The following is a 21,542-nucleotide window of genomic DNA, read 5'->3' on the forward strand; positions in this document are numbered from 1 at the left end:
GCTGCGGACCACCGACCTGTCCGCCAAGGACGCGGCGACCGCGATCGACCACCTGCGCGAGCAGGTGGCGGAGGCGCACGCCGTGGGCGATCTGGAGGCCCTGTCCCGGCGGCTCGACGGCCTCGTCGCGTCGGGGAGGCGTCCTAGGGTCGTCGGGGCGACGTCACCCGGTACACGTCGTAGACGCCCTCGACGCCGCGGACCGCCTTCAGCACGTGGCCGAGGTGCTTCGGGTCACCCATCTCGAAGGTGAACCGCGAGGTGGCGACCCGGTCCCGGGACGTCTGCACCGCCGCCGACAGGATGTTGACGTGCTGGTCGGACAGCACCCGGGTGACGTCCGACAGCAGCCGTGACCGGTCGAGCGCCTCCACCTGGATGGCGACCAGGAACACGGAGGACTGGGTGGGCGCCCACTCGACGTCGAGGATCCGCTCCGGCTCCTGGGCCAACGAGTCGACGTTCACGCAGTCCGCCCGGTGCACCGACACGCCGTTGCCGCGGGTCACGAAGCCGATGATGGGGTCGCCCGGCACCGGCGTGCAGCAGCGGGCGAGCTTGATCCACACGTCGTCGATGCCCTTGACCACCACGCCCGGGTCCGGGGTGGCGCGCCGCTTGCTGCGGGTGGGCACCGGCGGCGAGGACTCCGCGATGTCCTCGCCCGCGGCCTCCTCGCCGCCGACCGCCTGCACCAGCTTCTGCACCACGCTCTGCGCGGAGACGTGCCCCTCGCCGATGGCCGCGTACAGCGAGGAGATGTCGGGGTACCGCATCTCGTGCGCCAGCGTCACCAGCGAGTCGCCGGTGAGCACGTGCTGGATCGGCAGGTTCTGCTTGCGCATCGCGCGGGCGATGGCGTCCTTGCCCTGCTCGATCGCCTCGTCGCGCCGCTCCCGGGAGAACCAGCCGCGGATCTTGTTCCGTGCCCGGGGGGACTTCACGAAGCCCAGCCAGTCCCGGGAGGGGCCGGCGCCGGAGGCCTTGGAGGTGAAGATCTCCACCGTGTCGCCGTTGTCCAGGGTGGACTCCAGAGGCACCAGCCGACCGTTGACCTTGGCCCCTATCGTGCGGTGGCCGACCTCGGTGTGCACGGCGTAGGCGAAGTCGACCGGCGTGGCTCCGGCGGGCAGCGCGATCACGTCGCCCTTGGGGGTGAAGACGAAGACCTCGTTGCGGGACAGGTCGAAGCGCAGGGACTCCAGGAACTCCCCCGGGTCCTCGGTCTCCTTCTGCCAGTCGAGCAGCTGCCGCAGCCAGGCCATGTCGTTGACCGCGGCCTCCTCCCGGCCGCCGGCCCGCCGGCCGCCGGCGCCCTTGCCGCCCGAGCCCTTCGTGTCGGAGCGGCCCTTCGCGGTGCCGGAGACGGCCTGCTGCTTGTACTTCCAGTGCGCGGCGATGCCGAACTCGGCGCGGCGGTGCATGTCGAAGGTGCGGATCTGCAGCTCGACCGGCTTGCCGCCGGGGCCGATGACCGTCGTGTGCAGCGACTGGTACATGTTGAACTTGGGCATCGCGATGTAGTCCTTGAATCGCCCAGGCACCGGGTTCCACCGGGCGTGCACGGTGCCCAGCGCCGCGTAGCAGTCACGGACCGTGTCCACCAGGACGCGGATGCCCACCAGGTCGTAGATCTCGGCGAAGTCCCGGCCGCGCACGATCATCTTCTGGTAGACGCTGTAGTAGTGCTTGGGGCGGCCGGTCACGGTGGCCCGGATCCGGGCGCCGCCCAGGTCGGCCTGCACCTCGTCGATGACGGTCGCCAGGTACTCGTCCCGCTTCGGCGCGCGCTCGGCGACCAGGCGCACGATCTCGTCGTACATCTTCGGGTAGAGGATGGCGAAGGCCAGGTCCTCCAGCTCCCACTTGATGGTGTTCATGCCGAGGCGGTGGGCGAGCGGGGCGTAGATCTCCAGCGTCTCCCGCGCCTTCTGCTCCTGCTTCTCGCGCTTCAGGAAGCGCATGGTGCGCATGTTGTGCAGCCGGTCGGCGAGCTTGATGACCAGCACCCGGGGGTCCTTGGCCATGGCCACGACCATCTTGCGGACCGTCTCGGCCTGCGCCGCCTCGCCGAACTTGACCTTGTCCAGCTTGGTCACGCCGTCCACCAGCTGGGCCACCTGCTCGCCGAAGTCGCGGCGCAGGCTGTCCAGGCCGTACTCGGTGTCCTCGACGGTGTCGTGCAGCAGGCCGGCCATCAGCGTGGCCGGGTCCATGCCCAGCTCCGCGAGGATGGTGGTCACCGCCAGCGGGTGGGTGATGTACGGGTCGCCGCTCTTCCGCTTCTGGCCGCGGTGCCAGCGTTCGGCCACCTGGAAGGCGCGTTCGATCCGGCGCAGCGCCGCGGTGTCGGCCTTGGGGTCGTTGGCCCTGACGACGCGCAGCAGCGGCTCCAGCACCGGGTTGTAGGGGGTGGAGCGCTGGACGCCCAGGCGGGCCAGCCGGGCCCGCACGCGATTGGACGAGCCGGAGCGGCCCGACACTCCGGAGACGGCGGGCGCGGGCGCCGGGGCGCGGCCGTCCGCGCCGTCCCGCCAGTCGACGGCGGTGGGCGGCTTGGAGTCGTTCCGCTGGGCAGAGGCGAGCGGCTGGGCGTCGTCGGGCAAGGGCGCTCCTTTTCGGCCCCTCCGAGGCTCATGGGCAGCCGGGGAGAGGGACGGTCCTGAGGGCCGGCGGCGGCCCCTGGAGAGTCCGGCCGAGAAACGTTCGGACTGCCATGGTAACGAGCCCTCGCCGGAGCCTCTCGCCCAGCCGGCCACCCGGGCCGTGCCCGGCCCGCGCGAAGGACGCGCGGGGCCCGGCTCAGAGCGTGATCAACGCCCGGTACGCGGCGCCGTCGAGCGCCGGCAGCACCCGCTCCCGGCCACCCAGGAAACCCAGCTCCATCAGCACCGCGAGGCCCGCGATCCGGGCCCCCGAGCGGCGGATCAGCCGCAGCGACGCCTCCGCCGTGCCGCCGGTGGCCAGCACGTCGTCGATCACCAGCACCCGGTCGTCCGCGGCCAGATCCTCGGCGTGGATCTCCATCTCGGCGCTGCCGTACTCCAGCTCGTACGCCTGGGAGAGGGTCGCGCCCGGCAGCTTGCCGGCCTTGCGCACCGGGACGAAGCCGATGCCGGCCCGGACCGCGACGGGCGCCGCGAGGATGAAGCCCCGCGCCTCCAGGCCGACCACCTTCGTGGCGCCGTGGTCCACGCAGACCGCGGCCAGCGCCTCGATGAGGGCGGTGAACGCCTCGGGGTCGGCCAGCAGCGGCGTGATGTCCTTGAAGAGGACGCCCGGCTTGGGATAGTCGGGCACGTCGCGGATCCGGCCGAGCAGCAGCGGGCGCAGCAGCTCGGGCGTGAGCGGGGCGAGACCGGTGCCCTCCGCCCGGGTCACCGCCGCTTCCCCGAGGGACGCCCCCGGCCCCGACCGCGGGAGGTCGGCTGCCGGCGCGGCCCGCGCGAGGACGCCACCCGGCCGGCCCCCACGGGCGTGCCGTCCTCGGGCTCCGGCTTCGCCTCCCGGGCGCGGGGCGGGACGACCTCCGCGGCCTGGGCGTCGTCCTCGATCGCGTCGGCCGAGTCGTCCGCCGGGCCGTCGTCGTGGCCCGCGTCCAGCTCCGGGTCGTCGCCGCGCTTGGCCCGCTTGGAGAGCACCCGCTTGTCGTGGGCCCGGATCTCCCGCTCGCGCATCTTGAAGTCGGCGACCAGCGGGGTGGCGATCATGATCGAGGAGTAGGCGCCCGCGGTGAGGCCGACGAAGAGGGAGAGCGAGATGTCGTTCAGCATCCCGCCACCCAGGACGCCACCACCGATGAAGAGCAGGCCGGCCACCGGGAGCAGCGCGACCACGGAGGTGTTGATGGATCGCACCAGGGTGCCGTTGAGGCTGCGGTTGGCCAGCTCGGCGTAGGTGTAGCGGTTCTGCTTGGTGAAGTTCCTGGTGCTCTCCTTCAGACCGTCGAAGACCACGACGGTGTCGTAGAGCGAGTACCCCAGGATGGTGAGCAGGCCGATCACGGTGCCGGGGGTGACCTCGAAGCCGACGATCGCGTAGACGCCGACGGTGATGGTGAGGTCGTGGATGAGGGCGATGAGCGCGGCCAGCGCCATGCGCCACTCGAACGCGATGGCGAGGTAGATGACCACCAGCACGAGGAAGATGATCAGACCCTGCCACGCCTTGGTGGCGATCTGGTCACCCCAGCTGGGGCCGATCACTTCCGCGTTCAGCTCGTCGACGGGGATGTCGAGCCGCTCCGCCAGGGCCTCCCGGGTGGCGTTCGACTGATCCGTGTCCAGACCGCTGATCTGGATGCGCATCGAACCGTCGTCACCCAGGGTCTGCACCAGCGCGCTGCTGCCCGACGTCTCCTCCGCCACCTCCCTGGCCTCCTCGACGGAGACGTCCGTGCCGGGCGTGGTGAACACCGCGCCGCCCTCGAACTCCACGCCCATGTGCAGGCCGCGGACGCCGAGTCCGGCGAAGGTGACGATCGTGATGACGATCGACACGACGTACCAGAACTTCCGCCTGCCGACGAAGTCGACGCCGATCTCACCGCGGTAGAGCCGGGCGCCGAGAGTGCCGAGCCGCGACATCTCAGGCCTCCTTCGGGTCGCTGGGGGCGGGGGCGGGACGACGCCCGGCGCGCAGGGAACGGGCGCCCAGACGCCGGGGGTCCAGCCCGGACCAGGGATGCCCGCTGGCGAAGAAGCGGCGACGGGCCAGCAGGGTCATGAGCGGCTTGGTGAAGAGGAAGACGACCACCACGTCCAGCAGGGTCGTGAGCCCCAGGGTGAAGGCGAAGCCCTGCACCTTGCCGACGGTGACCATGAACAGCACCGCCGCGGCGAGGAAGGAGACGAAGTCCGACACCAGGATGGTGCGCCGGGCCCGGGGCCAGGCCCGCTCCACGGCGGGCCGCAGGGTGCGGCCCTCCCGGATCTCGTCTCTGATCCGCTCGAAGTACACGATGAACGAGTCCGCGGTGATGCCGATGGCGACGATGGCGCCGCAGACCGCGGGCAGGTTCAGGGCGAAGCCGATGGCGGGGCCGAGGAGCGACATGATCGCGTAGGTCAGGATGGCGGACGCCACGAGGCTGGCGAAGGCGATCAGCGACAGGCCGCGGTAGTACATCACCAGGTAGAGCACGACCAGGGCGAGGCCGATGGCGCCGGCGATGAGGCCGGCCCGCAACTGCTCGCCGCCCAGGGTCGGGGAGACCGTGGAGACGCTGGCCTCCTCGAAGTTCAGCGGCAGGGCGCCGTACTTGAGGATGTTGGCCAGTTCCTCGGCCGACTCCTGGTTGAAGCTGCCGGAGATCTCGGCCCGGCCGCCGCCCAGCCGCTCGGAGACGGACGGGGCGGAGACGACCTCGCCGTCCAGCACGATGGCGAACTGGTTCATCGGCTCGTACTGGGTGGCCAGGTACTCGGTGATGTCGGCGAACTTGCCGGTGCCGGAGTCGTTGAACTCCATCTGCACGATCCAGCCGCCGCCGGTCTGGGAGTCGAAGACCGCGTTCGCGTCGCTGACGTCCCGGCCGGACACGGCCACCGGGCCGAGCGCGTACTTGTAGAAGCCGTCGGTGTCGCAGGTGACCACCTCGGCCTCGTCCTCGGCCTGGGCGGCGGCCCGGCTGGCGTCGAGGCGGGCCTGCTCGGTGCTGCAGTCGAGGTTCTCGAGCTGGGTGTAGATGTCCGAGGCGTCGTCGGAGGACTCCTCCTCGCCGCTGCTCTCCTCGTCGGTGGCCTCGTCGGTCGCTCCGTCGGTGGCCTCGTCCGTCGCCCCGTCGGTCGCCTCGTCGTTGACGAAGGAGGCCATGTTGGCCGTGGTGCCGGAGCCGGTGGCCGCGTCCGGCGCGGGCATGCTCTGGCTGTCCGTCGCCTCGTCCGTGGCCTCGTCGGTCGCCTCGTCAGTGGCCTCGTCAGTGGCCTCGTCAGTGGCCTCGTCGGTCGCCTCGTCGGTCGCCTCGTCCGTGGCGTCGTCGGTCGCCTCGTCCGTGGCGTCGTCGGTGGAGTCCTCTTCGGTCTCGATCGCCGTGTCGTAGCTGAGCACCGGCCGGAAGCCCAGCTCCGCGGTGGTGCCCACCTGCTCGCGGGCCTCCTGCTCGTCAGTCCCCTTGGGGATGTTGACGATGATGTTCCGCTCGCCCTGGGTCTGGACCTCGGCCTCGGACACGCCCAGGCCGTTCACCCGGCGCTCGATGATGGAGACGGCCGTCTCCATGTTGGTCGCGTTGACCGCGTCCTCGTTGCCCTCGTCCGCCGTGGCCTCGAGCGTGATGCTCGTGCCGCCGGCCAGGTCGATGCCCAGCCTGGGCGTGGTGTGCCCGGACAGGAACATGCCGCCGGTGAGCGCCACCATGGCCACCAGGATCAGCAGCAGGGGCCGCCCCGGCCTGCCGCCGCCCCGCGAGCTGAGGTCCCGCTTCGCTGAGGACCTGAAGTCCTTCTTCGTCGCCACCTTGTCGTCTCTCTCCGTCCGGGTCAGCGGTCAGGCCGAGCGATCAGGACTTGGAGCCGTCGTCGCCCTCGGCTCCGTTGTCCCGCTTCTCCTTGGCCGCCTTCGGCTCCTCGGTCCCGTCGTCGTCCCGCTTGCCCAGGTCCACACCGTCATCCGGCTCGTCGGACTCGCCCTCGGTCAGGGAGGAGGCGTCGTCGGGCACGACCGGGGCGTCGTCGTCATCCGCCTCCGGCTCGTCGTTGACGATGCGCTCGTACTCCTCGGGGTCCAGCACGGCCCCGATGGCGTTCTTGGCGAAGACGGCGTGCACGCCCGGCTCGATCTCGACCAGCACCGTGTCCTCGCGCACCTCCTTGACCTGGGCGTACATGCCGCCCACCGTCCGGATGCCCGTACCTGGAGCCATCGAGTTCCGCATTTCCATGGCTTGGCGCTGACGGTTCTTCGCCGAGCGCGTCATCAGGAACATGACGCCGATCAGCAGCAGGAAGGGAAAGAAAATCGCGATATCCACGGCGGAGGATTGTCCTTATGCGGGGCCGCTGCACGGCCCTATTCGGGGGTGGGCACGCCGTTCCGTGAGCGGGGCGGCGTCGGCGGAGTCTAAGCGAGGCTGCGCCTGGGGAACAACGTGCACGATGCTAGCGGAGTTCCGTCACGGAGGAATATCGCACCGTCACGTCCCGAAGAGCCCTTCTTGTCCGCCGCCGGGTCCCGCGTTCTGGCCGCCGGCGGCCGGCGGCGCGAGCCCGAGGTGGCGCCAGGCGGCCGGGGTGGCGACGCGGCCGCGCGGTGTCCGGGCCAGCAGCCCTTCGCGGACCAGGAACGGCTCGGCCACCTCCTCCACGGTCTCCGACTCCTCCCCCACCGCGACCGCGAGCGTGGACAGGCCGACCGGCCCGCCGCCGAAGAGCTGGAGCAGGGCCCGCAGCACCGCCCGGTCCAGGCGGTCGAGCCCGCGCTCGTCCACCTCGTACACGGCCAGTGCCCGCTCGGCGGCCTCCCTGGTCACCACCCCGTCGGCCCGGACCTGGGCGTAGTCCCTGACCCGACGCAGCAGCCGGTTGGCGATGCGCGGCGTGCCCCGGGAGCGGCCGGCGATCTCGGCCGCGCCGTCCCCCGTCACCTCGACGTCGAGCAGCGTCGCCGAGCGGTGCACCACCCGTTCGAGTTCGGTGGGCGCGTAGAACTCCATGTGCGCGGTGAAGCCGAAACGGTCGCGCAGCGGCGGCGGCAGCAATCCGGCGCGGGTGGTCGCGCCGACCAGGGTGAACGGCGGCAGCTCCAGGGGAATGGCGGTGGCACCCGGGCCCTTGCCGACGATGACGTCGACGCGGAAGTCCTCCATCGCCATGTAGAGCATCTCCTCGGCCGGCCGGGACATCCGGTGGATCTCGTCGAGGAAGAGCACCTCGCCCTCGGCCAGCGAGGAGAGGATCGCGGCGAGGTCTCCCGCGTGCTGGATGGCCGGCCCCGAGGTGATGCGGATGGGGGCGGCCATCTCGGCGGCGATGATCATGGAGAGGGTGGTCTTGCCGAGACCGGGGGCGCCGGACAGCAGCACGTGGTCGGCGGTGCCGCCGCGGGCGCGGGCCGCGCGCAACACCAGGTCGAGCTGCTCGCGGACCCGGCTCTGGCCGATGAACTCGGCGAGGTCACGGGGCCGCAGCGCCGCCTCGACGGCCAGATCCTCCCGGTCGGCGGCCGGGCCGACGAGACGCTGCCCGCCCTCGGCCGGTGGCTCCTCCCAGCTCATGCGGTGCCCCTTTCCGGGGAGGCCGCCGCGGCGGGGTGAGCCCTGGCCCGCGTGCGGGTGGGACGGGTGGGGTCGGAGTGGCAGGGGTGACCCTGCCGGCGGGCCGGGGCCGCCACGGCGCGCCGCCGTTCACCCCGGACGGCGGCGCCGACCACGACGCGGCTCGCGGGCCTCCGGTCACCCGCGGAGCGGGCCCGGCCGCGCGACGCGCCGCTTGGACTCGGCCCGGCGGGGTGGGGTCGCCGCACGGGGGCGCCACGTCGCCTCGGGCTGGCGGGCGGAGGGCCCGCTGGGGCGTTCGGCGGGGGCGGCGGCATCGGGGACTCCTCGGGAGATGGGCGGGCGCGGGTGGTCACCGCGCGCCGGGCGTCAGCGGGTCCGGTTCAGGGTCTGCAGGGCGGCGCGGAGCAGCCGGGAGACGGGCGGCGGCCCGGCGTCGCCGGCCTCGGCCTGCGGGGCGACGGCCTCGACCGCCCGCTCGGCGTCGCGCGGCGGGTACCCCAGGCCGACGAGGGCGGCGTGCAACTGGTCGCGCCAGCCGGCCGCCGCGGCGGCGCCCGGGGCGCGGGATGCGGCACCCGGAACCGGGCCGACCGGCTCGCCGAGCCGGTCCCTGAGCTCCAGCAGCAGCTTCTGCGCGCCCTTCTTCCCGATGCCGGGAACGGCGGTCAGCGCCTTCTCGTCACCGGTGGCCACGGCGATCCGCAGCGCGTTGGGCGAATGCACCGCGAGCATGGCCTGGGCGAGCCGCGGGCCGACCCCGCTCGCGGTCTGGAGCAGTTCGAAGACCTGCCGCTCGTCGTCGTCGGCGAAGCCGTACAGGGTGAGGGAGTCCTCGCGGACGACGAGGGAGGTGGCGAGCCGGGCCTGCTCCCCCATGCGCAGCCCGGCCAGGGTGCCCGGCGTGCACTGCACGGCCACGCCGAGGCCGCCGACCTCCAGCACGGCGGCGTCGGGGGCGAGGGCGGCGACCGGCCCGGAGACGAAGGCGATCATGACGGGGTACTGCCCTCCGGTGGGGTGGATGCGGGACGGGGTCGGGCGGCGGCGTGGGCCCGGCGCAGCCGGTCCTGCGCCGGGGCGCGCCAGAGGTGACAGATGGCGAGGGCCAGGGCGTCGGCGGCGTCCGCCGGCCGCGGCGGCTCGGCCAACCGCAGCAGCCGGGTGACCATGGCGCCGATCTGCGCCTTGTCGGCCCGGCCGCTGCCGGTGACGGCGGCCTTGACCTCGCTCGGGGTGTGCAGCGCGACGGGCAGACCGCGGCGCGCGGCGCAGAGCATCGCCACGGCGCTGGCCTGGGCGGTGCCCATGACGGTGCGCACGTTGTGCTGGCTGAAGACCCGCTCCACGGCGACGGCGTCCGGCCGGTGCGCGTCGAGCCACTCCTCGACGCCGCGCTCGACGAGCACCAGGCGCTGGGCGATCTCCGCGTCGGCCGGGGTGCGGATCACGCCGACGCCGATCATCCGAAGCGGCCGGCCGGGAGCACCGTCCACCACGCCGACGCCGCAGCGGGTGAGCCCCGGGTCCACGCCGAGCACCCGCATCGGCCCTCCCTCGCGTCGTCCTTGCCGACCGTCGCCGACCGTGGTGATCGACTGTGGTGATCGACTGTGGTGATCGACTGTGCCGGCAGGCTACCGGCGACCACCGACAGCCGGCCGCGAACCCCGCCGGGGCGGACAGCCCGCGCCCGGTCCGACGCGTCCCGTCCGGCGGGGCGACCCTCCGCCCCGCCGTGCGTCGCATCGGCCGCCCGCGGGCTGTCCGGCGCCGGTCCGCCAGGACCTACGCGTCGACCTGCGCCATGATCTCGTCGGACACGTCGAAGTTGGCGAAGACGTTCTGCACGTCGTCGCTGTCCTCCAGCGCCTCGATCAGCCGGAAGATCCTGCGGGCGCCGTCCTCGTCGAGCTCGACCTGCATGGTGGGCAGGAAGCTGGCCTCCGCCGAGTCGTAGTCGATGCCGGAGTCCTGCAGGGCGCTGCGGACCGCGACCAGATCGCCGGCCTCGCTGACCACCTCGAAGGACTCGCCCAGGTCGTTGACCTCCTCGGCACCGGCGTCCAACACCGCGCCGAGCACGTCGTCCTCGGCCAGCCCGTTCTTGGGGACGAGCACCACGCCCTTGCGCTGGAACAGGTAGGAGACGGAGCCGGGGTCGGCCATCGAGCCGCCGTTGCGGGTCATGGCCACGCGCACGTCCGAGGCGGCGCGGTTGCGGTTGTCGGTGAGGCATTCGATCAACACCGCGACGCCGCCGGGGCCGTATCCCTCGTACATGATCGTCTGGTAGTCGGCGCCGCCGGCCTCCAGGCCCGCGCCGCGCTTGACCGCCCGATCGATGTTGGTGTTGGGCACCGAGCTCTTCTTCGCCTTCTGGATGGCGTCGTAGAGCGTCGGATTACCCTCCGGATCACCGCCGCCGGTGCGGGCCGCGACCTCGATGTTCTTGATCAGCTTGGCGAAGAGCTTGCCCCGCTTGGCATCGATCACGGCCTTCTTGTGCTTGGTGGTTGCCCACTTGGAGTGGCCGGACACGCCTGTGCTCCTTCGCTCTCGCCGACTTCTGCAGATTCGCGATCCTACCCGCAGCGCGGGGGCTGTTCGGCTAGTCGACCGCCCGCACCATCTCGGCGAAGAGGCGATGCACGCGGTGGTCGCCCGTCAACTCCGGGTGGAACGCGGTGGCGAGCAGCCGCCCCTGCCGCACCGCCACGCTGTGTCCGTCCACCTCGGCGAGCGACTCGGCCGCCGCGCCGATGGACTCCACCCAGGGCGCGCGGATGAACACGCCCTGCACCGGCCCGCCGGGCACCCCCGCGACGTCGACGCTCGCCTCGAACGACTCGTTCTGCCGACCGAAGGCGTTGCGCCGGACGATCATGTCGATGCCGCCGACGGTCTCCTGTCCGGACCGCGGATCGAGGATCTTGTCCGCGAGCATGATCATGCCGGCGCACGAGCCGTAGGCCGGCATGCCGGCGGCGACCCGCTCGCGGAGCGGCTCCAGCAGGCCGAAGGCGGAGGCCAGCTTGGAGATGGTGGTGGACTCGCCGCCCGGGATGACGAGGCCCCGCACCCGGGCCAGTTCCTCGGGTCGGCGCACCGGCGTGGCCCGTGCGCCGGCCCCCTCCAGGGCGGCCAGGTGCTCGCGGACGTCGCCCTGGAGGGCGAGGACGCCGATGAGGGGCTCGTTCATGACGCGCCTACCAGCCTCGGTCGGCGTAGCGCTCGGATCCGGGCTCGGCGTCCAGGTTGATCCCCACCATGGCCTCGCCCAGGCTCCGCGAGGCGTCCGCGATGACCTTGGGGTCGTCGAAGAAGGTCGTGGCCTTCACGATGGCGGCGGCGCGCTTGGCCGGGTCGCCCGACTTGAAGATGCCGGAGCCGACGAAGACGCCCTCGGCGCCGAGCTGCCGCATCAGGGCCGCGTCGGCCGGGGTGGCCACGCCGCCGGCGGAGAACAGCACCACGGGCAGTTTGCCGAGCTCGGCCACCTCGCGGACCAGCTCGTAGGGTGCGCGCAGCTCCTTGGCCGCGCCGTACAGCTCGTGGGCGTCCAGGCCGCGCAGGCGGGCGATGTCGCCCCGGATCTGGCGCATGTGGCGGACCGCCTCGACCACGTTGCCGGTTCCGGCCTCGCCCTTGGAGCGGATCATCGCGGCGCCCTCGGAGATCCGGCGCAGGGCCTCGCCGAGGTTGGTGGCGCCGCAGACGAACGGGGTGGTGAAGCCCCACTTGTCGGTGTGGTTGACCTCGTCGGCCGGGGTGAGCACCTCGGACTCGTCGATGTAGTCGACGCCGAGGGCCTGGAGCACCTGCGCCTCCACCAGATGCCCGATCCGCGACTTGGCCATCACGGGGATGGAGACCGCGGCGATGATGCCGTCGATCAGGTCCGGGTCGGACATCCGGGCGACGCCGCCCTCCCGGCGGATGTCGGCCGGGACGCGCTCCAGGGCCATCACCGCGACCGCGCCGGCGTCCTCGGCGATCTTGGCCTGCTCGGGGGTGACGACGTCCATGATCACGCCGCCCTTGAGCTGCTCGGCCATGCCTCGCTTGACCCGAGCCGTACCGGTGGCCGGGTCCTGGGGGGTGTTGGGGGGCACGCTGGACACGGATGACCTCGCAGAGGGAGAAGGTGGGACGGAACAGGGCTGAGCCGGACCGAGCCGGATCGAACCGACCCTCGTGGGCTCGTCGGCCCGGGCCGCCCGGCCGAGCGCGCGGCACCCGGCGGGCCACTCACCGATGGAAACCCGAGGTGGCCTGGTTCGCAAAGGGCCAATCCCGGGTCAGTGGACTGGGCCGTCGCCACCCTCGGGCGGCGCGTATCCGGCCAGCGCCTCCGGCGGCTCGTCGTCCATCTCGAACGCCAGCGGGAACGGCGCGTGGCCGGCGAGGCGGAACCACCGGACCGTGCGGTGCCGACGCAGCGCCCGCGCGGCGCGCACCGCGTCGTTGTGGAAGCGGCGGGCCATCGGCACCCGGCGCACCGCCGCGACCAGTTCCTCGGCCGTGGCCTCGCCGCCCGGTGCCTGGCGGACCGCCCGCACCTGGGTGCTCTCGGCGAAGACCGCGCGCAGCGCGTGGCTGAGCTCGCTCTCCGCCACCTCGCGCTGCTCCCCCGGCGCCAGTCGAGCCGCGTGCGCCGCCTGGTAGAGCACCATCGAGGCGGCCGGGTCGAAGACGCCGGCGGTGGCCAGCTCCTGGGCGATGGAGGCGCGGCGCAGCAGCTGCGCGTCCAACGCCGCCCGCGCGGCGTCGATGCGGGCGTGCAGCCGGTCGAGACGCCCGGCCGTCCAGCTGAGGTAGACCCCGATCAGCAGCAGGCCGACGGCGATCCAGATGACGGTCATCACGCCCGGCTACCCTACCGGCGCCGAAGGCCGCCCGGCCCCGCGGTCAGTCGCGGGCGAAGCCGAGCCGGCCCAGCAGCCCCATCCGGTCGTCGGGGGCGACGGCCCCGGCGCCGGCGGTCACCGTCTCGTAGACCGCGAGGATGTCGGCGCCCACGGTGGGCCAGTCGAAGCGGCGCACGTGCCGGCTGCCCCGCTCGCGCAGCTGCGCGCGCCGGTCGGGGTCCCCGAGCAGCCGCACCGCGGCCGCGGCCAGGGCCCCGGCGTCCTCGTTGGGGAACAGCTGGCCCGCGGCGCCCTGGTCGAGCACCTGGGCGAACGCGTCCAGGTCGCTGGCGAGCACCGGCGCGCCCGCGGACATCGCCTCGACGAGGATGATGCCGAAGCTCTCCCCGCCGGTGTTGGGCGCCACGTACACGTCCACGCTGCGCAGCAGCCGGGCCTTGTCCTCGTCGCTGACCATGCCGAGGAACTCCACCCGCCCGCGCACCGACGCCGGCAGCCGCCCCAGTGCCTCGCGCTCGTCGCCGCGGCCGGCCACCAGCAGCCGGGTGTCCGGGCGCGCGGCCAGGATCTCCGGCAGCGCCCGCATCAGCACCGGCAGCCCCTTGCGGGGCTCGTCGATGCGGCCGATGAAGCCGATGGTCCCGCCCTGCCACTCGGCGCGGGGCTCGGCCCGGGCGAAGAAGGAGACGTCGACGCCGTTGGGGATCACCACCGCGTCCCCGCCCAGGTGCTCGACCAGGGTGCGGCGCGCGTACTCGCTGACCGCGATGCGGGCGCTGATCTTCTCCAGCGCGGGCTGCAGGATCGGGTAGGCGGCGATCATCGCCCGGGACCGCGGGTTGGAGGTGTGGAAGGTGGCCACGATCGGCCCGCGCGCGGCCCAGCAGGTGAGCAGCCCGAGCGACGGAACGGCCGGCTCGTGGATGTGCAGCACCTCGAAGTCGCCCTCGTGCACCCACCGCCGGACCCGGGAGGCGGACATGAAGCCGAGGTTGACCCGCGCCACCGAGCCGTTGTACGGGACGGACACCGCGCGCCCGGCGGAGACCACGTAGGGCGGCAGCGGCGTGTCCTCGTCGGCCGGGGCGAGCACCGAGACGACGTGGCCCTGCCTGATGAGGTGTTCGGCCAGGTCGCGCACGTGGAACTGGACGCCGCCCGGCACGTCCCAGGAGTACGGGCAGACGATGCCGATCCTCACGGCGCCGATCCCCTCCCGGCCGTCCGGCGCGGGTCGTCGGGTCGCCCGCGCTCCCCCGGCCCGGGACGCGCCAGGTCGGCCGCCCAGAACCGTTGCAGCATGTGCCAGTCCTGCGGATGCGCGGCGATGCCCTCGGCGAAGCGATCGGCCATCGCCTGCGTCATCGCCGCCGCCTTCTCCGCGCGGGTACCGGTCTCGGGCGGTTCCACCGGCGGGTACACGCGTCCCTTCATCACCGGCGAGTCGTCGTACCAGAGGGTCACCGGCAGCAGGGCGGCGCCGGTCTGCAGGGCCAGCAGGGCGGGCCCGGCCGGCATCCGCGCGGCCTCCCCGAAGAACCTCACGCCGATGCCCGAGGCGGACAGGTCGCGGTCGGCGACCAGGCACACCAAGCCGCCGCGGCGCAGCCGACGGGCCAGCGAGCCGAACGAGGCGCCGCCGGCGTGCGGCAGCACCTCCATGCCGAGCGCCTCGCGGTAGGCCACGAAGCGGTCGAAGAGACGCTCGGGACTCAGCCGTTCGACGACGGTGGCGAAGGGGATGCCGAGGTCGGTGACCACCCAGGCGCCGGCCAGGTCCCAGTTGGCCATGTGGGGCAGCGCGACGATGACGCCGCGGCCGGAGTCCATGATGGCGGGGAGGCGTTCGATCTCGTGGGGGCGGAAGGAGGCGGCGATCCTCGCCCTGGGCCACACCGGCAGCCGGAAGGACTCCATCCAGTACCTGAGGTACGAGCGCATGCCCGCCCGGGACAGCTCGCGCAGCCGGCCGGGCTCCGCGTTCGGTACCACCCGGGCGAGATTGGCCTCCAACTGCCGCACTCCGGGACCGTGACGACGCCAGGCGCCGTCCGCGAGGCGACGCCCCAGGGCGTGGGCGGTGGGCTCGGGCAGCCGCTTGACGGCGCCCCAGCCGAGGCCGTACAGGGCGTCCGCGGCCCGCTCCTTCATCCCCGGCGGCTCCCCGGCCTCGACGGCGGCCGCGAGCCTCCGGCCGCCTTGGGCTTCCCGGTCCGGCCGGCGCTCCCGCCGCCCGTACCCCGCGGCGCGGCACCCCCGGCGTCGTCCGGGCGCTCGGCGTCCTGGCCGGCCTCGGACCCCGCGGCGCCTTCGGCCGCGTCGGCGCGCCCGGTGTCGTCGGCGTCGTCCGTGCCGTCCCTACCTTCCGTGCCGTCCGCACCTTCCGTACCGTCCGGCTCGGCGGGGCTCTCGGTGGCCCGGGGGTCCTTGAAGGTCTCGGCCGCGTCCGCCTCGGCGGCCTCGCGGCGGACGGTGACCACCCGCTGGACGAGGGTGATCAGGCTGCCCACCGCGACCACCCACAGCGCCAGCGGCAGCAGCAGGTCGATGTACGGCACGCCGAAGGTGCGTTCGAATCCGGCGAAGCCCGTGAGGACCAGCGTGATGACCAGCCGCTCGGCGCGCTCCACCAGGCCGTTGACGCGCACGGGCAGACCCATGCTCTCGCCCCTCGCCTTGGTGTACGACACCACCTGCCCGCTGGCCAGGCAGAACAGCGTCACCCCGGTGAGCAGCGTGTCGTCGCCCCCGCCCGCGTACCAGAGCGCGAGGCCGGAGAAGACCGCGGCGTCCGCGAGCCGGTCCAGCGTCGAGTCCAGGAAGGCGCCCCAGCGGCTCGACGTGCCGGCCTGGCGGGCCATGTTGCCGTCCACCATGTCGGAGAAGACGAAGAGCGTGATGACGACGGTGCCCCAGAAGAACTCCCCGCGGGGGTAGAAGGCGAGCGCTCCCGCCATCACTCCCGCCGTGCCGATCAGGGTCACCGTGTCCGGGCTCACCCGCAGCCTCAGCAGGAGGGCGGCGAACGGCGTGAGGACACGCGTGAAGAAAGCACGCGCGTACTTGTTGAGCATGTCCTTCCCAGGGGTCGCAGCGGGCCGCGTGAAAGCACGGCCACCGACAGGGCCATCGTAGCCAGGCCCGGAGCGCGCCGACGTCGGGGGCGTCCGGGGTGAGGAAGATACCGCGACCGGCGTCAAGAGGGTGCCGTCCGCCGATAGGCTGATCCCCGGCGGGGTTGTGGCCGGGGGCGGCCCCGACCGCGGACGCGCCAGCAGGTGTGCCCGCCCCGCGTACCGGGAACGGGCCTGACGGCAGTTCGATTCGAGAGCTGGCTCAACGAGCTGGGGGTTACCCATGTCGGCGCTGGACGACCTCAGGAAATCGGCGGGCGTGGACTTTGACTTCGCCCCGGGCGCCCAGGTACCGCTCTCGGGCGCGGACAGCCAGAGCGGGATAAGCCAGGCGATCGCCTCCGCCGCCTACCGGGACGTGGCGCCCGACGCGATACGCGACGCCAACGACGCGGCCAAGGTCAAACCGGGCCGCTTCTCGCTGCTGGAGCCGAACCTCGGGGAGGCGTTCACCCGCGCCATCGAGGTGCGGATGCTGGACGAGGGGCGGAAGCCGCTGATCCAGTCGTTCGGCATCGAGCCGCAGACGGTGGTGGAGCAGTGCCTTGCCGCCAAGCGCATCCGGAAGCAGCGCGACCGGCGGCTGACCGTGGTGATGGCGGTCTTCGGCGTGCTCTTCCTGCCGGGCGTGGCCATCTGGCTCGGCCTCTTCCAGCTCCGCCGCACCATCGCCGGATCCCAGGACCGCAGGGCCGGCGCGTTCGGCATGGCCGGGCTGGTCGCCATCGTCGTGCTGATCGGGCTGCTGCTGTTGCGGGCGCCGTTCGGCGGCATCCTCCAGCTGTACGCGTGGCTGATGCTGCCGGCGCCGATCATCGGCTGGTTCTGGGCCAAGCAGATCTGCGAGCGCACCGCGGCGAACCTGCGGGCGCACTGGGCCGACCTGGTGGGCGGCGGCGGCGCCGGCGCCCGCATCCCGGAGGCGGTCCCGCAGAACCCCAACGACGCGGAGGCCGAGCGACTGCGGGTCGGCCTGGCCAAGCTGTCCGCCGAGCAGAACAGCAACCTCATCTACTACGCGGGCCCCAAGGGGATACTGGGCATGGGCGCGCGCTGGGGGGCCTGGCACCTGGCCGAGGACCTGCATCCCCGGGACCCGGGCCGGGACATCGACCCGTTCCGCAGCTGGGACGTGGCCCGCGCGATCCACGACCAGCTCCGGCTGCTGGAGCGCGGCCCGCTGCACACCGGCGGCTTCCCCACCCCGTCGATGGTCCACTGGGTGGTGCGGCACGTCGGCGACGCCGGCTCGGTGAGCCGCCCCGACGGCCCCACGGCCGACGGGTACAGCATCAGCAACATCGAGGTGCAGCGGATCTGCAACGAGGACCAGCTCGGCGCCGGCGACCGGCACTACCTGGGCACCCAGTTCGTGCTCTGGGGCGGCCAGCTGGTGGTCACCATGATGATCCAGGTGACCGTGCTGCACCACACCCTGCGGATCGACGTCACGGGGCACGCCCTGGGACCCGTGCACGGCTTCTTCTCCAAGGGCCCCGAGGCCAAGAAGAAGAAGGTCCGGCACCCGGTCAAGTTCTGGCAGCAGGTGGAGCGACCCGACGCGCTGGTCGACACCAAGGAGGTGGTGCGGCTGGCCGCCCGCGCGCCGCTGACGTGGTTCCCGAAGCGGCTGGACGCGTTCGGCGGGACGCTGGAATTGCCCGAGCCGTTCGGGCTGCGGCACACCTGGGCGACCAAGCCGTGGAACCACCGCTTCATGGTCGACGACATAATGCGCATCGCCACGCCGGTGCTGCGGGTGGCGCACGCCGCCGCGTTCCGGGTGCTGGAGGAGAACGGCGTGGACATCACCCGCTTCGACGCCCGCTCCCAGGCGCTCGGCGGTCAGGTGCAGGGACCGGACCCGCGGAAGGCCGACGAGTACAACATGTGACCGCGCCCGGCGCCGGCGCGCCGGGGCGTCAGACCGGCCAGGCGTCGGCGAGCATCCGCCGGGTGTCCCCGAGGAGCTGCGGCAACACCTTGGTCTGGCCGATGACCGGCATGAAGTTGGCGTCGCCGCCCCACCGGGGCACCACGTGCTGGTGCAGATGGGCGGCGATGCCCGCGCCCGCCACGGTGCCCTGGTTCATGCCGATGTTGAAGCCGTGCGCGCCCGCCGCGGTGCGGATCGCCACCATGGCCCGCTTGGTCAGCTCGGCCAGCTCCGCCGTCTCGTCCGCGGTCAGCTCGGGGTAGTCCGCCACGTGCCGGTAGGGCACCACCATCAGGTGCCCCGGCGTGTACGGGTAGAGGTTGAGCACGGCGTAGACGTGCGCGCCGCGGGCGACGATCAGCCCGTCCTCGTCGCTCTTGCCGGGGATCGTGCAGAACGGGCAGCCGTCCTCCGCGCCGGGGCCGCGCGGCTTCCCCTCGCCCTGGATGTACGCCATCCGATGAGGCGTCCACAGGCGCTGGAAGGCGTCCGGCGTCCCCACCCCGATCTGCTGCTCCGGCTCGCTGCTCATGCCGGCCAGCATATGGCGTGGGGACCCGGGCGCGGCCCCGGGTCAGGGGGCGTCACACCTGGACGCGGCGCTCCACGGCGTCGGCGATCTCCCGCAGCGCCTCGGCACGCGGGATGCCGTTCTTCTGCGAACCGTCGCGGTAGCGGAAGCTGACCGCCCCGTTCGCCATGTCCTCGTCGCCAGCGATGACCATGAACGGCACCTTGGACCGCTGCGCGTTGCGGATCTTCTTCTGCATCCGGTCGCTGGAGGAGTCCACCTCCACCCGCAGCCGCTGGGCCTTCGCCTCGGCCGCGAACTCCCTCAGGTACGGGACGTGCGCGTCGCTGATCGGGACGCCCACCGCCTGGACCGGCGCCAGCCAGGGAGGGAACGCGCCGGCGTAGTGCTCCAGCAGCACCGCGAAGAAGCGCTCGATCGAGCCGAAGAGGGCCCGGTGGATCATCACCGGCTGCTGCCGCGAACCGTCGGCCGCCGTGTACTCCAGGCCGAACCGCTTCGGCTGCTGGAAGTCGACCTGGATGGTGGACATCTGCCAGCTGCGGCCGATGGCGTCCTTGGCCTGCACCGAGATCTTCGGCCCGTAGTAGGCGGCGCCGCCCGGATCCATGACCAGCTCCAGGCCCTGCTTGCCCGCGGCCTGTCGCAGCGTCTCGGTGGCCTCCTCCCACTCCTGGGGCTCACCGATGAACTTGTCGCCCTCGCCGCGGGTCGACAGCTCGAGGTAGAAGTCGTTCAGCCCGTAGTCGCGCAGCAGGCCGAGCACGAAGGTGAGCAGCGAGTCCAGCTCCTGCGGCATCTGCTCCTTCGTGCAGTAGATGTGCGCGTCGTCCTGGGTGAAGCCGCGGGCCCGGGTCAGGCCGTGCACCACTCCGGACTTCTCGTAGCGGTAGACCGTGCCGAACTCGAACAGCCGCAGCGGCAATTCCCGGTACGAACGCCCGCGCGCCCGGAAGACGAGGTTGTGCATCGGGCAGTTCATCGCCTTGAGGTAATAGTCCTGCCCCTCGAATTCGATGGGCGGGAACATCGACTCGGCGTAGTTCGGCAGATGCCCCGAGGTCTCGAAGAGCCGGGCCTTCGAGAGGTGCGGGGTGTTGACGAATTCGTAGTCCTCGTCCTCGTGCCGGCGGCGCGAGTAGTCCTCCATCACCCGGCGGACGATGCCGCCCCTGGGGTGGAAGACGGCCAGGCCCGAGCCGAGTTCCTCCGGAATGGAGAAGAGGTCCAGCTCGGTGCCGAGCCGGCGGTGGTCCCGCTTCTCGGCCTCGGCGAGGAATTCCAGATGCGCCTTCAGCTGGTCCCGGCTCGGCCAGGCGGTGCCGTAGATCCGCTGCAGCTGCGGGTTCTTCTCGCTGCCGCGCCAGTAGGCGGCGGCGCTGCGCATCAGCCGGAAGGCGGGGATCAGCCGGGTGGCCGGCAGGTGCGGGCCCCGGCACAGGTCCTGCCAGCGGCGCTCGCCGCTCTTCGGGTCGAGGTTGTCGTAGATGGTGAGCTCGCCCGCGCCGACCTCGGCGGAGGCGCCCTCGGCCGCCTCCGCGGCCGCGCCCTTGAGGCCGATCAGCTCCAGCTTGTAGGGCTCGTCGGCCAGTTCGGCGCGGGCCTCGTCGTCGCTGACCGGGCGCCTGGCGAACCGCTGGCCCTGCTTCACGATCTGCTGCATCCGCTTCTCGATGCGCGCGAGATCGTCGGGCTGGAACGGCTCGGCGACGTCGAAGTCGTAGTAGAAACCGTCCCTGATCGGCGGGCCGATGCCGAGCTTCGCCTCGGGGAAGAGCTCCTGCACGGCCTGGGCCATCACGTGCGCGGTGGAGTGCCGCAGGATGTCGAGGCCGTCGGGCGAGTCGATCTCGACCGGCGACACCTCGTCTCCTTCGGCCAACGGATGAGCCAGGTCACGCAGTACGCCGCTCACCCGGGCGGCGACGACGGACCGCTCGCCCTCGAACAGCGCGGCGGCCGTCGTGCCCGTGGCCACCACGCGTTCTTCCGGCGCGGAATCGCGTTGGATGATCACACGGATGTTGGACACCGGTCTCTCCTGGCTCATGGACGGAACTTCTGGCGGCACTTCTGGACGGGACATGTGACGGGACGGTCGGAACCGACGGCGCGGCAACGGCGGAAGGCCGGACCGCGAGGCGGTCCGGCCTTCCGTAGGGTGGGCGATACTGGGTTCGAACCAGTGACCTCTTCGGTGTGAACGAAGCGCTCTCCCACTGAGCTAATCGCCCTGGAGTCGTGCCCTGCGGCACGGAGAGAACCATACAGGTCCCCGCGGCCGTCATCCAAACCGTCTTCCGGCCGAACTCCGGGCGGCGGTCCGCAGTCCGGTGCGCGCCGACCGCATCATCAGCGCGTGGTTGGCCCGCAGCGCGGGCCGGGCCACCCAGGACAGCCGGCGTGGCAGACGTCGGCGCAGCACGGTGTCCTGCTCGTACCGCACCCGGCTGCCGCCGCGTTCCGCGGAGACCGTCCAGCGGATCCAGCCCTCCAGATCGCCGGTCAGCGTGGCCTGGAGCACGCCCGCGACCGGCTCCCTGCGGCCCGCCCGGACCTCGACGGTCAGTTCGAAGGGCAGCACGGAGCGGAACCGGCAGCGGCCGCTCTCCGGCCCGGTGACCGTCGCCTCGCGGACCTGGGGCCACCAGCGCGGGTAGTCCTCGCCGCGCTCCAGCACCCCGAAGACGGCGGGCGGCGGGGCGTCGACCCACCAGTCGCTGCGGAATCGATACCGGTTCCACTCGGGCACGGCCACGGCCCTCCTTTTCCGACGTGTCACCACATTCGGTGGTGGAACGATTCAGATGCTGGCTTATCGCATATAGGCAATCGTCCATTGGAATGATGTTAAACG

General features: G+C 72.5%; 18 protein-coding genes, 1 tRNA gene and 2 pseudogenes. 2 read left to right on the forward strand and 19 right to left on the reverse strand.

All coding sequences use genetic code 11. The features are described from left to right. Positions 1-127, forward strand: a pseudogene (locus tag ABGB06_RS38350) (DUF349 domain-containing protein); the annotation flags it as partial. A 16-nt stretch (positions 128-143) separates the two neighbouring features. Here the strand turns inward: ABGB06_RS38350 and ABGB06_RS38355 are convergent. From ABGB06_RS38355 to pgsA, 15 genes and pseudogenes are all read right to left on the reverse strand, one after another. After that, positions 144-2,606, reverse strand: a complete 2,463-nt coding sequence (locus ABGB06_RS38355) for a bifunctional (p)ppGpp synthetase/guanosine-3',5'-bis(diphosphate) 3'-pyrophosphohydrolase (RefSeq protein WP_347599965.1) — start codon at positions 2,604-2,606, stop codon at positions 144-146. Positions 2,607-2,802: 196 nt separating this feature from the next. After that, positions 2,803-3,381 carry an adenine phosphoribosyltransferase gene (locus ABGB06_RS38360; protein WP_347599968.1) on the reverse strand — a complete coding sequence of 193 codons (579 nt, stop codon included), beginning with the start codon at positions 3,379-3,381 and terminating at the stop codon, positions 2,803-2,805. Continuing rightward, on the reverse strand, positions 3,378-4,586 hold the full coding sequence (secF, locus tag ABGB06_RS38365; protein WP_347599971.1) for a protein translocase subunit SecF: 1,209 nt from the start codon (positions 4,584-4,586) through the stop codon (positions 3,378-3,380). Before secF ends, ABGB06_RS38360 begins: the two co-directional genes overlap by 4 nt. A 1-nt stretch (position 4,587) precedes the next feature. Next, on the reverse strand, positions 4,588-6,357 hold the full coding sequence (gene secD / locus ABGB06_RS38370) for a protein translocase subunit SecD (protein ID WP_347600109.1): 1,770 nt from the start codon (positions 6,355-6,357) through the stop codon (positions 4,588-4,590). 142 nt (positions 6,358-6,499) lie between these two features. Further along, the gene (gene yajC, locus ABGB06_RS38375) at positions 6,500-6,970 is read right to left on the reverse strand and encodes a preprotein translocase subunit YajC (protein WP_347599974.1); all 471 of its coding nucleotides are present in this window, start codon (positions 6,968-6,970) and stop codon (positions 6,500-6,502) included. A gap of 162 nt (positions 6,971-7,132) precedes the next feature. After that, positions 7,133-8,212, reverse strand: a complete 1,080-nt coding sequence (gene ruvB, locus ABGB06_RS38380) for a Holliday junction branch migration DNA helicase RuvB (protein WP_347599977.1) — start codon at positions 8,210-8,212, stop codon at positions 7,133-7,135. A 369-nt stretch (positions 8,213-8,581) separates the two neighbouring features. Further along, positions 8,582-9,208 carry a Holliday junction branch migration protein RuvA gene (gene ruvA, locus ABGB06_RS38385; RefSeq protein WP_347599980.1) on the reverse strand — a complete coding sequence of 209 codons (627 nt, stop codon included), beginning with the start codon at positions 9,206-9,208 and terminating at the stop codon, positions 8,582-8,584. After that, positions 9,205-9,759: a crossover junction endodeoxyribonuclease RuvC gene (gene ruvC, locus ABGB06_RS38390; RefSeq protein ID WP_347599983.1), complete on the reverse strand. Its 555-nt coding sequence runs from the start codon at positions 9,757-9,759 to the stop codon at positions 9,205-9,207. Before ruvC ends, ruvA begins: the two co-directional genes overlap by 4 nt. Before the next feature lie 241 nt (positions 9,760-10,000). Beyond that, positions 10,001-10,753 carry a YebC/PmpR family DNA-binding transcriptional regulator gene (locus ABGB06_RS38395; RefSeq protein WP_347599986.1) on the reverse strand — a complete coding sequence of 251 codons (753 nt, stop codon included), beginning with the start codon at positions 10,751-10,753 and terminating at the stop codon, positions 10,001-10,003. Between the two features lie 70 nt (positions 10,754-10,823). Beyond that, a complete protein-coding gene (gene pdxT / locus ABGB06_RS38400) occupies positions 10,824-11,414 on the reverse strand; it encodes a pyridoxal 5'-phosphate synthase glutaminase subunit PdxT (RefSeq protein ID WP_347599989.1) in 591 nt (196 codons plus the stop codon). A gap of 7 nt (positions 11,415-11,421) precedes the next feature. Then, positions 11,422-12,336: a pyridoxal 5'-phosphate synthase lyase subunit PdxS gene (gene pdxS / locus ABGB06_RS38405; RefSeq protein WP_347599992.1), complete on the reverse strand. Its 915-nt coding sequence runs from the start codon at positions 12,334-12,336 to the stop codon at positions 11,422-11,424. Positions 12,337-12,513: 177 nt separating this feature from the next. Continuing rightward, the gene (locus tag ABGB06_RS38410; protein WP_347599995.1) at positions 12,514-13,077 is read right to left on the reverse strand and encodes a hypothetical protein; all 564 of its coding nucleotides are present in this window, start codon (positions 13,075-13,077) and stop codon (positions 12,514-12,516) included. Positions 13,078-13,123: 46 nt separating this feature from the next. Then, positions 13,124-14,284 carry a glycosyltransferase family 4 protein gene (locus ABGB06_RS38415; RefSeq protein ID WP_347599998.1) on the reverse strand — a complete coding sequence of 387 codons (1,161 nt, stop codon included), beginning with the start codon at positions 14,282-14,284 and terminating at the stop codon, positions 13,124-13,126. Beyond that, positions 14,281-15,234, reverse strand: coding sequence for a phosphatidylinositol mannoside acyltransferase (locus tag ABGB06_RS38420; protein WP_347600001.1), 954 nt, complete (start codon positions 15,232-15,234; stop codon positions 14,281-14,283). Before ABGB06_RS38420 ends, ABGB06_RS38415 begins: the two co-directional genes overlap by 4 nt. A 287-nt stretch (positions 15,235-15,521) precedes the next feature. Beyond that, a pseudogene (gene pgsA, locus ABGB06_RS38425) lies at positions 15,522-16,157 on the reverse strand (phosphatidylinositol phosphate synthase); the annotation flags it as partial. 283 nt (positions 16,158-16,440) lie between these two features. On the opposite strand from pgsA, the gene ABGB06_RS38430 reads away from it, so the two are divergent. Continuing rightward, positions 16,441-18,111 (forward strand): hypothetical protein, encoded by a 1,671-nt coding sequence (locus ABGB06_RS38430; protein ID WP_347600003.1) that lies wholly within the window; start codon positions 16,441-16,443, stop codon positions 18,109-18,111. Between the two features lie 28 nt (positions 18,112-18,139). Here the strand turns inward: ABGB06_RS38430 and ABGB06_RS38435 are convergent, their stop codons facing one another. The 4 genes from ABGB06_RS38435 to ABGB06_RS38450 form a co-directional block, all read right to left on the reverse strand. After that, positions 18,140-18,697, reverse strand: coding sequence for an HIT domain-containing protein (locus ABGB06_RS38435; RefSeq protein WP_347600005.1), 558 nt, complete (start codon positions 18,695-18,697; stop codon positions 18,140-18,142). 40 nt (positions 18,698-18,737) lie between these two features. After that, a complete protein-coding gene (thrS, locus tag ABGB06_RS38440) occupies positions 18,738-20,717 on the reverse strand; it encodes a threonine--tRNA ligase (RefSeq protein WP_347600007.1) in 1,980 nt (659 codons plus the stop codon). A gap of 130 nt (positions 20,718-20,847) precedes the next feature. Further along, positions 20,848-20,919 (reverse strand) — tRNA-Val (locus tag ABGB06_RS38445). A gap of 50 nt (positions 20,920-20,969) precedes the next feature. Then, on the reverse strand, positions 20,970-21,437 hold the full coding sequence (locus tag ABGB06_RS38450) for an SRPBCC family protein (protein ID WP_347600009.1): 468 nt from the start codon (positions 21,435-21,437) through the stop codon (positions 20,970-20,972). Positions 21,438-21,542 lie beyond the last annotated feature (105 nt).

Origin of the sequence: Streptomyces sp. B6B3 (assembly GCF_039871525.1) — a bacterium.
Taxonomy (GTDB): Bacteria; Actinomycetota; Actinomycetes; order Streptomycetales; family Streptomycetaceae; genus Streptomyces.